This window comes from Puia sp. (genome assembly GCF_035546395.1).
GTDB lineage: Bacteria > Bacteroidota > Bacteroidia > Chitinophagales > Chitinophagaceae > Puia.
In genome coordinates, this window is record NZ_DASZXR010000019.1 from 129,369 (window position 1) to 143,319 (window position 13,951).

At 54.8% G+C, this 13,951-nt stretch carries 12 protein-coding genes; 3 read left to right on the top strand and 9 right to left on the bottom strand.

Going from position 1 to position 13,951, the window contains the following annotated elements; all coding sequences use genetic code 11:
• Positions 1-37: 37 nt before the first annotated feature.
• Positions 38-1,360: an efflux RND transporter periplasmic adaptor subunit gene (locus tag VHE34_RS26840; protein ID WP_325593784.1), complete on the bottom strand. Its 1,323-nt coding sequence runs from the start codon at positions 1,358-1,360 to the stop codon at positions 38-40.
• A gap of 7 nt (positions 1,361-1,367) precedes the next feature.
• Positions 1,368-2,735: a TolC family protein gene (locus tag VHE34_RS26845; RefSeq protein ID WP_325593786.1), complete on the bottom strand. Its 1,368-nt coding sequence runs from the start codon at positions 2,733-2,735 to the stop codon at positions 1,368-1,370.
• A gap of 216 nt (positions 2,736-2,951) precedes the next feature.
• Here VHE34_RS26845 and VHE34_RS26850 point away from each other — a divergent pair, with 216 nt between their 5' ends.
• The gene (locus tag VHE34_RS26850; protein ID WP_325593788.1) at positions 2,952-4,037 is read left to right on the top strand and encodes an acyltransferase; all 1,086 of its coding nucleotides are present in this window, start codon (positions 2,952-2,954) and stop codon (positions 4,035-4,037) included.
• Here the strand turns inward: VHE34_RS26850 and VHE34_RS26855 are convergent.
• Together VHE34_RS26855 and VHE34_RS26860 are read right to left on the bottom strand one after the other, a co-directional pair.
• On the bottom strand, positions 4,034-4,330 hold the full coding sequence (locus VHE34_RS26855; RefSeq protein WP_325593790.1) for a hypothetical protein: 297 nt from the start codon (positions 4,328-4,330) through the stop codon (positions 4,034-4,036). The two genes, VHE34_RS26850 and VHE34_RS26855, sit on opposite strands and share 4 nt — an antisense overlap.
• Before the next feature lie 63 nt (positions 4,331-4,393).
• Entirely contained in the window at positions 4,394-6,010 is a 1,617-nt protein-coding gene (locus tag VHE34_RS26860) for an aminopeptidase P family protein (RefSeq protein ID WP_325593792.1), read from the bottom strand.
• A 114-nt stretch (positions 6,011-6,124) separates the two neighbouring features.
• Between VHE34_RS26860 and VHE34_RS26865 the strand changes: the two genes are divergently transcribed.
• Complete coding sequence (locus VHE34_RS26865; protein ID WP_325593794.1) at positions 6,125-7,387, top strand: DUF763 domain-containing protein; 1,263 nt, start codon at positions 6,125-6,127, stop codon at positions 7,385-7,387.
• 20 nt (positions 7,388-7,407) lie between these two features.
• On the opposite strand, the gene VHE34_RS26870 is transcribed toward VHE34_RS26865, so the two are convergent.
• Positions 7,408-7,563, bottom strand: a complete 156-nt coding sequence (locus VHE34_RS26870) for a hypothetical protein (RefSeq protein WP_325593796.1) — start codon at positions 7,561-7,563, stop codon at positions 7,408-7,410.
• A gap of 204 nt (positions 7,564-7,767) precedes the next feature.
• Between VHE34_RS26870 and VHE34_RS26875 the strand changes: the two genes are divergently transcribed.
• The gene (locus VHE34_RS26875; RefSeq protein ID WP_325593798.1) at positions 7,768-8,385 is read left to right on the top strand and encodes an endonuclease; all 618 of its coding nucleotides are present in this window, start codon (positions 7,768-7,770) and stop codon (positions 8,383-8,385) included.
• 43 nt (positions 8,386-8,428) lie between these two features.
• Here the strand turns inward: VHE34_RS26875 and glk are convergent, their stop codons facing one another.
• From glk to VHE34_RS26895, 4 genes are all read right to left on the bottom strand, one after another.
• A complete protein-coding gene (glk, locus tag VHE34_RS26880; protein WP_325593800.1) occupies positions 8,429-9,463 on the bottom strand; it encodes a glucokinase in 1,035 nt (344 codons plus the stop codon).
• 33 nt (positions 9,464-9,496) lie between these two features.
• The gene (locus VHE34_RS26885) at positions 9,497-12,889 is read right to left on the bottom strand and encodes a methylmalonyl-CoA mutase family protein (RefSeq protein WP_325593802.1); all 3,393 of its coding nucleotides are present in this window, start codon (positions 12,887-12,889) and stop codon (positions 9,497-9,499) included.
• A 129-nt stretch (positions 12,890-13,018) separates the two neighbouring features.
• Positions 13,019-13,561, bottom strand: a complete 543-nt coding sequence (locus VHE34_RS26890; protein WP_325593804.1) for a GNAT family N-acetyltransferase — start codon at positions 13,559-13,561, stop codon at positions 13,019-13,021.
• Positions 13,561-13,719 carry a hypothetical protein gene (locus tag VHE34_RS26895; protein WP_325593806.1) on the bottom strand — a complete coding sequence of 53 codons (159 nt, stop codon included), beginning with the start codon at positions 13,717-13,719 and terminating at the stop codon, positions 13,561-13,563. The genes VHE34_RS26890 and VHE34_RS26895 overlap by 1 nt, the downstream gene beginning before the upstream one ends.
• Positions 13,720-13,951 lie beyond the last annotated feature (232 nt).

Here is a 13,951-nt window from a genome sequence, read left to right on the forward strand (position 1 = left end):
ATGCCGGAGGCATCTTGTCCGAAGGACAATTTTAGCCTCATCTGCCGCCGCCGCCTCCACGGCCGCCACCACTTCCTCCGCCGCTACGGGTCCCGCCGCCCCGGCGGGCCGGCATGAAGGGGCTCCTTACCGCGCCCGACCTGGCGCCGGCCGCAGCTGCCGCTTCTTCGCCATTCACCACCTCGTCGTCGAGGTCAAGCCCGCTCAGCACCTGTACCCTGGTGTCGTTGTTGAGCCCCGTAGTGATCTTCTTCTCGATCAGGCTGTCGCCAACCTTCACCCAGACAAAGGCCGGGGTTCCCGTACGGGGTGCGGTATCCACCTGCCGCGAAGTGGAATCGTGTCGGTGACGGGGCGGGCTGAGCGGATTGGCGGACGATCGCTTCGCCTCCACAGCCACTTCCCGTTCGTCGACGGTGTCGGGGAAGATCTTGTATTGTTTGCCAAGAGCATCGTCCGGCTTATATTTCAGCGCTTTCGCCGTGATCAGCATCGCACTGTCGACCTCCCGGGTAAAGATGAAGATATTGGCCGTCATGCCGGGCCTCAGCTTGAGGTCCTGGTTCGGCGCGGTGATGATCGTCGAATAGGTGACCACATTGGCCGAGACGACAGGCTCCAGCCGAACCTGGTTGACGGTGCCCGTAAAGGTGATGTCCGGATACGCATCAACGGTGAAGGTTACCCGCAGACCGACCTTTACATCGCCGATATCGGCTTCGGAGACCGCGGCCTGCACCTGCATCTTGCTGATGTCCTTAGCGATGATGAATAACGTAGGAGTGTTGAAGCTGGCCGCAACCGTTTGCCCGACGCTGACGTTCCGGGTCATGACGACGCCGTCGACGGGCGAGTAGATGCTGGCATAATCGAGGTTCTTCTGCGCCCCGTTGAGCTGCGCCTGTACGCTCTGAACCTGCGCCTGTGCGGTCTGGTACTGGCTCTGGGCGTTCTCATAGTCGGCCTTGCTGATAGCGCCGACACTATACAGTTGCGATTGCCGGTCAAAGGTACTCTTCTGAAAGGTCAGATTCGCCTTCGCAAGGGCGAGATTGGCCGTGTATTGATCCACCTGTGCGACGAAAAGGGATTTGTCGAGTTCGGCCAGCAGCTGCCCCTTTTTTACCTTGGCATTGAAGTCGGCATTGAGGACCTTGATCGTCCCGGAGACCTGCGAGCCGACCGCAACCGTATCCACGGGTTGCACTGTCCCCGTTGCCGTTACGCTCTTCGAGATATAACCATACCTGGGTCTTTCCGTTGTCAGGAGGACGGGTTTCTCTTCCTTGCGAAAAAAGAAATACCAGGCGGCGGCCCCGGCCAGCAGGAGGATAACAATGATGATGATGGCTCGCTTCATTATTTATTTATAGTTTAACTGCTATTCCCATATAGAAATCATAGATCTTGATACTTAGGGCCGCATTGTATTTGGCCTGGATATACACCTGGAAGGCCTGTGTATACAAGGTCTTCTGCTGCAGGTAGTCGACCAGGTTGGAGGCCCCCACTTTCAATTGTTCGCCGGCGATCCGGAAGGCCTCCTGGCTGGCCGTCAGCCCTTCGACGGCGGCGTCATACTGTCCCTGCGCATTGATGACGTTGATATAAGCCTGCTCGATTTCCTGGGCGAGAACGGTTCGCGTGTTCTGGAGGTTCAGCTTCGCCTGGTCGATATTGATCTTCGCGATCTCTACCTGCGTCTTCACCGTCCGCCGGGTGAAGATGGGGATCGAGAGATTGACGCCCACCTGTTGGAAGAAGTTGTTATCCAGCTGTTTGAAATAGGCGTCCGTGCTGCGGCTGTAATAGCTGGAAGAGAGCTGCCCCGTGGCCGTCAGGATGGGCAGATAGCCCGCACGCGCCTTGAGCAGATCGTAATGGGCGATATCGATGCTCAGCTGTCCGTTCTTGATCTCCGGTCGGTTGTTCATGGCAACGGAAACGACGCTGTCCAGCGCGGAGATGGCCTCCCTGGAGATAACCGTATCCGGGTCGATGATATCGAAGCTGTCCTGGTAAGGCAGCTGGAGGATGACCTTCAGGTTGAGCTTGTTTTGCCGGACGAGGCTCTGCGCGGTGACGAAATTGTACTTGTCGGTGGCCAGCTGGGCCTGCAGTTCGATAAAGGCATTCCGGGCGATGCTTCCCGCCTCGTATTGCTTGCGGCCCTGATCCACGGCCGCGGTGGTGGTATTGATCAGGTCCTGCTCATAGACGACGTTCTCCTTGGCGAGCAGGATAGCGAGATAGGCCCGGGTGATCTGCAGGGTGATGTCGTTGGTCGACTGAAGGATATTCAGATTGGCCGACTCGATCTCGAGGTTCTTTTGCAGGATGTCGTTGCGCAGATACCCCCCATTGTAGATCGTGATCGAACTGCTGGCGCCCCAGCTGTTGCTCCAGGACGAGGTTGTCTGCACCCCGCCGATCACGGCGGTGGCCGCCTTGCTATGCGTATAGGAAAGACTGCCGTTGCCCGAGAGATTGGGTTGCTGCTGGGCCCTGGAAAGAAGATAGTTCTGTTCGGCGGTCTTCTGACTCAGCCGCAGGCTGTTCAGCGTGATATTGTTTCGATTCGCATAGTCCAGGCAGGCCTGGAGATTCCAGCGGGCCGGCAAAGGAGTGCTATCCTGGGCGATGCGATAGGTAGCCGGGTTGTTCCGGGCATCGGCCCGGAACGCGGCAAACCACTGTACACTAAAGATAAGGAGCAAGAGATGACGTACGAACATACCTTTCCTGGTTTAGGTTATACGTTAGGAAGGTGTTTACAAAGGCTAGGCCATTCTGCGCTCTTATTCGCCCATTGGTGTAAATATAGGGCATTTTCACCGGTATCCATCTTTGAGCTCGCAGGCGCAGAAGGATACGTCTTGTTCTCCGGCCGGCCGCGATTTTCCGGAATTAGATGTATAATTGCAGCTTCTTAATAGCTAATTACCGTCAATATGGAGGTAAAAAATAAAGATCTTAAACTGCAACCGGATCGGATCCCAAGCCTTGATGGTTGGCGCGGCGTCTCGATTCTTCTCGTCATATTGGGACACCAGGTGGTCGACGGTTCCAGTTTAATGAGTCCGTCGCCCTTCAGCAGCTACTTCAAATGGCTGACCTGGCATATTTACGGGGTCGAGGTTTTTTTTGTGATCAGCGGCTTTCTTATAACAAGCCTGCTAATGAAGGAGCTTGAGAAGACAAAGCGAATTAGCTTGCGGGATTTTTATATCCGCCGGATATTCAGGATCCTTCCAACTTACTACCTGCTGCTTTTTGTCGTTTTCCTTTTAAATAAGGTCAACAATGGGGGTGAGATTTTAACTGCAAAAGACTTTTTGAAAAGCTTGTTTTTTGTTTCGGATTTTGACTTCGATCGGAGTTCATGGACCCTCGGCCATTCATGGTCCTTGTCTGTGGAAGAGCAATTCTATTTGTTATGGCCCGCTGTTTTTTGCATTCCGAAATTGAGAAAGATCGTGCCCGTCTTTTTCATCTGTATGGCCCCCCTGTTCAGAATCATACATCACAGGTATCAACTTTTCGGCGACGCTGCATTCTTGCTTCATTGCGATGCCATTTTTATCGGCGCGTTCTTCGCGATGGGAAAGAGGGAATGGATTGGTAAATACAAGTACATAATAGTGGGAGCTGCTGCAATTTCCCTTTTTTGTGAAAAGGAAATAATTCCCTATTCCGGGTTTATTACCGTTCCATTCGCCCGTACGCTGTTTTCCGGGGCTATCATTTGCCTTATTTTTGAATCGTTTAAACAAGGATCGGTCCTGTACAGGATATTGAATACAAAAGGATTGGTTCGGATAGGATTGATCAGTTACAGTTTGTATCTGTGGCAGCAATTGTTTTTCCCTCCATCCATTTTGGGACAACAAAAAATAACGAATTTCCCGATAAACATCCCCGTCATGTTCGTTTTGGCTTATGCCAGTTACCGGTTCGTTGAAGCGCCGTTCATCAAACTTCGAAAGCGACTTTTGCTGCCGGCGCAGTACGCTAAGACGAAAGCCGGTTCCGGTTAGCTCCAGTGACCCGGAACCCAGTACGAACCCCGGCGTTGCTTGACCCAGTGTCCGGGGATCCAGCTATGACGGCCATGGGGCGGCGCATCCCAGTGACCCGGAACCTCTTCATAATGTCCGTTGTTGAAATGCCATTCCGTGCCGATCCATACGTGATGAGCGTCAGGCCGGGCCGGGCGTTTGACCACATGTTCATGTGGTCTTTCTTTTACATACTCATGTTGAGCGCTGGCGCTAAGGGCGGCCAGGGAAAGGGCGGTTCCGAGCAGGGCTGTGAACATTAAATTTTTCATAAATGGAATTTGTACAAGGTAATCCAATATTGTGCCGTTATGTGCCCGAATGCGTCCCGCCATTCAGCGTATGGCGGGAAGGACCCAATCGTTGATGGCGCTTTTCTGGGTCCGCATTTTTTCTACGTCTTCTGCCTTGCGGGGTGCCTGCCAGGAAAGCAGTTCCTCCTTGTCCTTACCGATCCGCACATCATCCTCGATCCGTACGCCGATGTCCCACCATTTCTTATCACAGGGGCTGCCGGCGGGAATATAGATCCCCGGTTCGACGGTAATGACCATATTCTCCTTCAGCGGTTGCCCATAGGTCCCGACATCGTGAACATCCAGCCCGAGATAGTGTGAGCAACCGTGCGGATAGTAAAGGGATACCTGGGATTTGTCTTTGATGATGCCCAGCCGGACGAGTCCCGCCGCCAGCACTTCGGTGGCTTTTTCATTCAGCTCCGGGAATGGCGTCCCTTCATGGCACAGCGGGAAGACCGCTTCCTGTGCTTCGTAGACGAGATCGTAGATGGCTTTTTGTTCGGGGGAGAATTTACCCGTGGTGGGAACGGTGCGGGTCACATCCGCTGAGTAGCCGTGGTATTCGGAGCCGATATCCATCAGGACCATGTCCTTACCGACATTGGTGCGGGCGTTCTCTTCATAATGCAGGATACAACCGTTGGCGCCCCCGCCGACGATGGAAGGATAGCCGACATATTCCGCGCCCAGCTTTTTATGGACATATTCCTGCAGACCCTGCAGTTCCAACTCCGACATGCCCGGGCGGATGGCCTTCATTACTTCCGCATGGGCGATCGCGGAGATGGAGACGGTCTTGTGCATCAGCGCCATCTCTTCGGGCGTCTTGATCACGCGCAGCGACGCGATAGATTGGTCATAGAGAAAAGTATTCCATTTGAAATCCGCGACCTTCTTCCGGAAGGCTTCGAGGTCTTCGGCACTCTTGCAGTTGAGAAGGCGGGTGATGAGTTCATTGTTGCGCAGCTTCTCGCTCGCTTCCCGTTGCTTGCCGATATAGGCCTTGATGCTGGGAAGGGTCGCCACTGTCGCCCGTTCTGCGAGATTGCCAAGAAGCCCGTTGGTGGCCGGGTCGAAGTCGGCCGGCAGCGCCGCTTTTTTCCGGAACGCCTGCATCAGGTCATAGAGGTCTGCCGGATCCTGGAGATCGTCATGAACGTCGTCCGGCAATCCCGAAAAGAGGATGTGGTCGAAGGCCGCCAGATCGATCGGGTAGCCGGCGAATTCGCTGCCATTATAAACGTGGTCGAAGCCCAGCTCGCTCTTTGTCTTTTCGACACCCAGGCGCCGGCCGGTCCATTGTTCCTGTTGCGGGTCGCGTTGCTGAACAAAGAACAGCTCACGGTAGGTCGATCCATCGGCGCCCTTTTGGGGCTCTTTGAAGATAAGCAGGACGGCCTGGGGTTCTTTATACCCCGAGAAATAATACAGGTCGGGGTTGGGGTGATAGGGATAGCTGATATCGTTGGAAAACGTCCGCGTGGGGTAGGAAAAGATCACGGCTACCGAGTGCGGCGGCATCAGGGCCCGTAGCGCTTCTCTCCGGGCGGCATGAAAGGCGGGGGTTAGGTAGTCGTTCGGAAGATTTTCCTGGGCGTTGGCGGACATCGTCAGGGTGGCGGCGAGGACCAGCATTGCGGCAAGTTGCTTCATGTGCGGCGGTTTATGACGGGAAAGATAGCCGTTGTCCGGCCATAACAGGAGCCGCCCATCAAATAGGACAAAATCCGGGAAATATCTACTAAATTTGTTGGCAAAACGAGGCGTATGAAACGTTCGGGTGCGGCTGATCTTCCCTTACATTATGGCTATGTCCCCCAGTGGCTCGCAGACCGGATGGCCCGGCTGGGGCTGGCGGTGACCGAGGCGCTGTTGGCCGACTATGGCCGCGACGAGGTGTTGCGCCGCCTGTCCGATCCCTTCTGGTTCCAAAGCTTTGGTGCAGTGATGGGGATGGACTGGCACTCTTCGGGCATCACCACTTCGGTGATGGGCGCGTTGAAGCGTGCCATCAATCCTCATTCGAAGGAGTTGGGCATCTATATCTGCGGAGGCAAGGGCAGCGCTTCCCGGCAGGCGCCCGCCGAGATCCTGAAGGTCTGCGAGAGCACCGGTCTCGACGGCGTGGAGCTGGTGCGAAGCAGCAAGCTGAGTGCGAAGGTGGACAATACTGTCGTCCAGGACGGCTTTCAGCTCTATATGCATTGTTTTGTCCTCAGCCGCGAAGGACAGTGGACCGTCATCCAGCAGGGGATGAGCACGGGAAATTCGACCGCCCGCCGGTATCACTGGCATTCCGCCGGGCTGCGGTCTTTCGTCGACGACCCGCATACCGCCATCTGCGGTCCCAACCAGGGTGAGATCCTCAACCTGGCGGATCACCAGGCCGATCCCGCGCGGAAGGGCGTCCTTTCCCTGACGCGCGAGAAGCCCGAATTGATGATGCAGGACGCGCAGCAGTTGTTGACTCAGCCGCCGCCCAGGACGCAGGACGCGCAGCAGTTCCTGACCCTTCCCGCACATCACGACGTCCGCGCGGAGGATGTCGATCTCCGGCGCCTCGGCGCCGTCCTCTGGCTCGCGCACGACCGCCGGCCCGCCGATTTCGAAGAGCTGGTCCTGCTCGAAGGGGTGGGGCCGCGGACCCTGCAGTCGCTGGCCCTGGTCAGCGAGGTCATCCATGGGACGCCGGCGCGGTTCCGCGATCCCGCGCGTTTCGCCTTTGCCCATGGCGGAAAGGATGGCCATCCCTTCCCCGTTCCCATCGACGTCTACGACGAGACCATCGCCATCCTGCAGGGCGCCGTCCACAAGGCAAAGGTCGGCGAGAGCGACAAGCTCGACGCGATGAAGAAGCTCTCCGCTCTCGCGCAACGCGCCGAAGATTCCTTCGCGCCCACCGGCCGCGGCCTCGACGAGTGGATCGCCCGGGAACAGGCCGATAGCTGGAAATATGGAGGACGTACCGTCTTTGGAAAGGCGAAGCCGCCCGAAGCGGCGGTCCGATCGAAACAGTTGCGGCTATTCTAAGGCGCCGTCGCCCGCCGCGATCATTTTGAGGCTGCCCCCCGTTTTCGTTGCAGTTCGGGGTTCTTGGCTATCAGTACAGCCGCCTTCTTTTCTGTTTCCTGCGTGGTAAGCCATTTGCGCATCAGCTTTTTCAAAGCCTTTGCCTTGTCGACGTTTTCTTTTGAGTAGTGGTTCATACCGAATTCCTTAACCTTTGATAGAGATATTGCACGTATTTAGCGAGGTTGCACAGCTTAAATTTACAGTGCGTACTCTGATCGCATATCCACAAAAGCGACGGATTCGGTTGAATAAGGGTTTTTCTTATCGGCTCCGCTTAGAAGAAGTTTAGAGGCGCTGTAGACCGTTGCCTTGGTTTGTCTTTTGCATCGCACTGAAGCATGCCCGAAGGCCCTTCCATAGTAATTCTGAAAGAGCAAGCCTCCCTATTCCAGGGAAAGCAGATCGTTGCCGTCACGCTTTTCGGCTCCTATAGCATCAATGAGCGAACCAAACCCCATCCCCGCCTGCACCTAAATTTCAAAACCGGCGACATCTATTTCTACGCCTGCTCGGTAAAGATCCTCACCGGCGACCTCGACGAATGGTACGATTGGAGCGCGGATGTCATGAACGACCAGTGGAACCCCCGCAAAGCCCGAAAGAAGCTCAAAGAAATGCCGGACGAACTCGTCGCCGATGCCCTGCTGGACCAGGACGTCTTCGCCGGCGTCGGCAATATCATCAAAAATGAGGTCTTGTTCCGTATCCGCGTCCACCCCGAAAGCCGGGTCGGCGCCCTGCCTCCGCGCAAGCTGGCGGAAATGATCCGCGAAGCGCGGAACTACAGTTTCGACTTTCTCGAATGGAAGAAGGCCTATGAATTACGAAAGAATTGGCTGGTCCATGCAAAAAGCATCTGTCCCCGTTGCGTGATCCCGCTGGTAAAAGCCCCCCACCTAGGCAAACGAAAGCGAAGGGCATTTTACTGCGAGAATTGCCAGAAGCGGTATGAATAGCCTACCGCTCGCTTCTGGTAACATTAAAGTGAACCCAACCCGGTCACATGTTATACGCCCCGTAATACGCCGCCCCCAACAACGCCATCTTGTCGTTCAACACGACATGCACCGGCACCTTATCCGACAGATCATGCATCCGCCCGTTATTATCAAAATTCTTCGTCCAATTATCCGTCTGTAACAAAGGCAGGATCTTCGGCGGTATCCCCCCGGCCAAAAACAATCCCCCCGTCGCCATCAGTTTCAAAACAAGACAAGACGCCTCCGTCGCAAAGTACCGCACGAACAACTCCATCGTCTCCGCACAGATAAGGTCTTCATGTTTCAACGCCGCCTGGCTGATCACCGCCGCCGGGTCCTCCTCCTTCATCCGCTGCGCCAGCCACTCCGGGACCCCGTCCCGATGCTTCGAAGCCAGGCAATGAAAAATATTCTTGATCCCCATTCCCGAAACAAGCCGTTCCCAGCTAACATGCCCGAACTGCTGCTGCAAGGCATAGAACAACTCTACATCCTTCGCCGTCCGCGGAGCGAAATCGGTATGCCCGCCCTCCGTGGCAAACGGATGAAAACGCGCTCCGTCCCAAAACAGCCCCGCCTCGCCAAGCCCCGTGCCGGGGGCAATAATGGCCATATTGCCCTTCGCCGCCGGAACGCCGGCCTGTAACGTGGCCAGCTCATCGGGGCCCAGGCCCGCCAGTCCATACGCCGTCGCTTCAAGATCGTTGATAAAACTCACGGGAATACCCAGCTCCGTCTTCATGACGGCGCTGTCCAGCACCCACGGAAGATTGGTAAGCTTGCTCTTTCCATCGACGACCGGTCCGGCCACCGCCGCGGAGATCCGGCCCGGAAGCTTCCCCTTGCAGTAATCATGAACGATATCCGTAAGCGAAGGATGGTCTTTGGAGACATATCGCCGTTGATCGAGAATGGTGACACCGGCATGGTCGGCGCGGCAAAGGGCGACATTGGTCTTGGTGCCGCCAATATCGGCGGCGAGTAAGCTGACGGGTTCCTGGCCCTTCTTTAACTCCCTGCGGAAAGCGATCGGTACTAACGGATTTAACGCCATGCGAGTAGTAGGTTTAAACGGTACTACTCAAAGTTACATGTTCCGCCGGTATTGTCCGCCCACGGCATATAAAGCATTCGTTATTTCCCCCAGGCTGCACACCTTTACGGTCTCCATCAGCTCCCCGAACAGGTTGCCATTGTTAACGGCCACCTCCTTCAGGCGCCTTAGCATCTCGTCCCGGCGGCCGGCATTGCGCTTCCGGAAAGCCACAAGGTTATCTATCTGCTGATCCTTTTCTTCGGCGGTGCTCCGGATCACCTCGCCCGGTAATACGGTGGGGGAGCCCTTGCTGTTGAGGAAGGTGTTGACGCCTACGATCGGTAGCTCGCCGCTGTGCTTCAGGCTCTCGTAATACAGGCTCTCCTCCTGGATCTTGTTGCGCTGGTACATCCGCTCCATCGCGCCAAGGACGCCGCCGCGCTCGTTGAGGCGATCGAACTCGATCAGCACGGCCTCTTCCACCAGGTCGGTCAACTCCTCCACCGCAAAGCTGCCCTGCAGATAGTTCTCGGTCCGCGCACTGCCCAGCTCGCGGTTGATGATCAGCTGGATCGCCATTGCCCTGCGGACACTCTCTTCCGTCGGCGTGGTGATAGCTTCGTCATAGGCGTTTGTGTGAAGAGAATTGCAGTTGTCGTAGATGGCATACAGGGCCTGCAGCGTGGTCCGGATATCGTTGAAATCGATCTCCTGCGCATGCAGGCTTCGGCCGCTGGTTTGAATATGGTACTTCAATTTCTGGCTGCGGCCATTCCCTTTATAGACGTGCTTGATGGCCTTCGCCCAGATACGCCGCGCCACCCGCCCGATGACACTGTATTCGGCATCCATCCCATTGCTGAAAAAGAAGGAAAGATTCGGCGCAAAGTCGTCGATCGCCATCCCCCGGCTGAGATAGTATTCCACATAGGTAAACCCGTTGGCCAGCGTGAAAGCCAGCTGGGTAATAGGGTTGGCCCCCGCTTCGGCGATATGATACCCGCTGATGGATACGCTATAGAAATTCCGTACCTGCTGCTCGATAAAATAAGCCTGCACGTCGCCCATCAGCCGCAAAGCAAACTCCGTACTGAAGATACAGGTGTTCTGCGCCTGGTCCTCTTTCAGGATATCGGCCTGCACGGTCCCCCGCACCTGCGACAGCGCGGAAGCCTTTATCTGCTGATACACATCGGCGGGCAACACCTCGTCGCCGCTCAGCCCCAGCAATCCCAGGCCAAGACCCTCGTTGCCCTCCGGCAGCTGATCGGGACTCGATGGATTGCGATAGCCGGGACGACCGCCATCGGGATATTTTTGACGCAATGCTTCGGCGACCGCCGGTAGTTGCCCGACACGCGCCGGCTCTTCCGTGCCCGAACGGCCATTCGCGGCCAGCCATTTCTCGCATTGCTGGTCGATGGCGGCATTCATGAAGAAGGCCAGCAGGATCGGCGCCGGCCCGTTGATCGTCATGCTCACCGACGTTTTCGGATCGCATAGATCAAAACCGCTGTACAGTTTTTTGGCGTCGTCCACGGTCGCGACGCTCACCCCCGAGTTACCGATCTTGCCGTAGATATCGGGCCGGTGATCGGGATCTTCGCCATACAACGTCACCGAGTCAAATGCCGTGCTCAGCCGCTTCGCGGGCTGACCGGCTGACACGTAGTGAAACCTCCTGTTCGTTCGTTCCGGGCCGCCTTCGCCGGCGAACATCCGGGTCGGGTCTTCTTCAGCCCGCTTCAAGGGGAAGACCCCGGCGGTATAGGGGAATTTACCCGGGAGATTCTCCTGCAACCGCCACCGCAGGATATCTCCCCAGTCCCGGAACCGGGGTACGGCGATCCGCGGAATGGCCGTACCGCTAAGCGATTCGGTGAACAAAGGCTGGCGGATGATCTTCCCGCGGACATCATAGTCAAAAGTCTCCTTCTTATAAAGGGCCGCCGTCGCCGGCCACTCGTCGATCAACTTTTTGCACAGCGGGAAGAGTTGAGACTCATATTTTGCCTTTTGGGCCAAAAGCTGCTCCCTTCCGGGGAAATCCTCTGAAACCTCACCAAGAACGCCGTTAAGCCGGTAAAGGCGGCTGGCGATAGCCGCCTGTTCCTCCGTCCGGCGATTGTACTCCCGGATGGCCGAACTTATCTCCGAGAGATAGCGCACCCGCCTTGGCGGAAGTATCTGCGATTGGGTAGAGGTTTCCTGGGTATGGGCATGCAGCACCAGCTCGCCAAACCGGACGCCCGTCTTTTTCTCGATGACGACCATCAGCTTTTCGAACAGCTCGTTTACTCCAAGGTCATTGAACTGGGCCGCGATCGTACCGACGACGGGCAGATCGCCATCCTTCGCATTCCACAGCTGGTGGTTTCGCTTGTATTGTTTACGGATATCGTGCAGCGCGTCCAGGGCGCCGGCCTTGTCGAATTTATTCAGCACGACCAGGTCTGCATAGTCGAGCATGTTGATCTTTTCCAGTTGGGAAGCCGCCCCATATTCCGGCGTCATCACATAGAGGCTGATATCGGCATGGTCGAGGATAGAAGCGTCGCTTTGCCCAACCCCCGCCGATTCAAGGATGATGACATCATACCCCGCTGCCTTGCAGATATCGATGGCTTCCTGCACATGGCTGCTGAGGGCCTTGTCGCTGTCCCGGGTCGCCAGGCTCCGCATATAGGCCCTGGGGCTTGAGATTGCGTTCATCCGGATACGATCGCCGAGCAACGCGCCGCCGGTCTTTTTCTTCGACGGATCGACCGAGATCACGGCAATGGTCTTGTCGGAAAAGCTATTGAGGTATCGGCGGACCAACTCGTCGGTGACGGAAGACTTACCCGCACCACCCGTGCCCGTAATGCCGACCACGGGGACATTCCCCGGTTGCGGGTCGTGGCTCGCAACTGGGCCGGAACCATTCTCCGCATTGGAGATTGATCGGGCGATCTTGCGGATATCCTTCCATTCTCCCAGCTTCATCTCCCCGATGAAATTCCGGGGATCGCCGTTCAACGCAAAATCGCATTGCCGGATCACGTCTTCGATCATTCCCTCCAGCCCCATCCGGCGGCCGTCGTCCGGTGAATAGATCCGGGTGATCCCATATCGATGCAGCTCTTCGATCTCCTGCGGCAGGATGGTGCCGCCGCCGCCGCCAAAGAGTTTGATATGGCCGCAGCCGTTCTCGACGAGCAGGTCCTTCATGTATTTGAAGAATTCCAGATGCCCGCCCTGGTAAGAGGTGATCGCCACGCCTTGTACGTCTTCCTCGATGGCGCATTCCACGATCTCGGCCACCGAGCGATTATGTCCAAGATGGATGATCTCCGCGCCCTTGGATTGAAGAAGGCGGCGCATGATATTGATGGCGGCGTCATGCCCGTCGAAGAGGGCCGCCGCCGTAACGAGCCGGACTTTATGAACCGGGGTATAGCTCATGGTCTAATTGTTTGGCAGACATGCTAAATTACGGAATAAAACTAACATTTGTTAGTTAGATGAGTGGGCAACTATATACGAGTTGGGACAAAAAAAGGGGAAGACAAAAAGCCCTCTCCCTTTGGAGCGTTAAATCTTGAGTAATCCTTTGAGTGAGGCTAGGTCATAGTACATCAACCGAGTATCCGAATTTTTATCGTCCTCTGTCATGTACTTGAATCCATTTTTTTCATAAAAAGCTAATGATTCTCGGTAAGCGTCCACGGTTATGAATCTACATCCTGTTTTATTTCGATCGATGAAAAAGACTTTTATATAATCCAGAATGCTTGTGCCTAAATGTTGTTTTTGGTAAGGCTTATTAACGGCTAAGCGGCCAAGTTTAACTGCAGGGTAGCTTTTGAAGTGTTTTTTATGAGGAATATTCTTTCTAATCTTATTCCAAAGATTATTTCTCCCGACTTGCTCGTATAAGATTTTGTCATTCAGCACGCTAAAGAACGCAACAACATCATTGTCGTTCTCAAAGAGGTACGTTACCGCAAGCAATTCTTGCAAATAATTCTGGGCATCGACAACGATAAATTCGTTTAAGTCCGTATCGCCACAATCAAATGACAAAATCTCCTTCTCGGGGGAAAGTCGTACATACGTGAAACCTGAAAGGTCCATTATTTCTTAACGATGGCTTTTATTTTCTCAAAATTGGCTTTGATGCGCTCCAATTCTGTTTGGCTAATAGACTCCTTGGGCGCATTGCTTATTTGATTAACGAAATTGCAAGCGTCTTTACCTGTGAGAATTGGAGTTTCTTTAATTGGCTTAGCCATTTTTACCCAGCTTGTGGATTAATTGTTGATTGATTTTGCAAAGTTAGTACCAGTTTTTTAGTAAAGGAACCAATAGGGGTTAAATTTATTGTGCATAATACAAAACACAATGAATTTGTTTACAGTTAATTGCGTTTTTATTGCTTAATTATTTAGCAAAAATGTGGATAAATAGCAAGCGCATGCCAAAATTTACTAAATAAAAAAATGCAATCTTATCATAACTAATGAG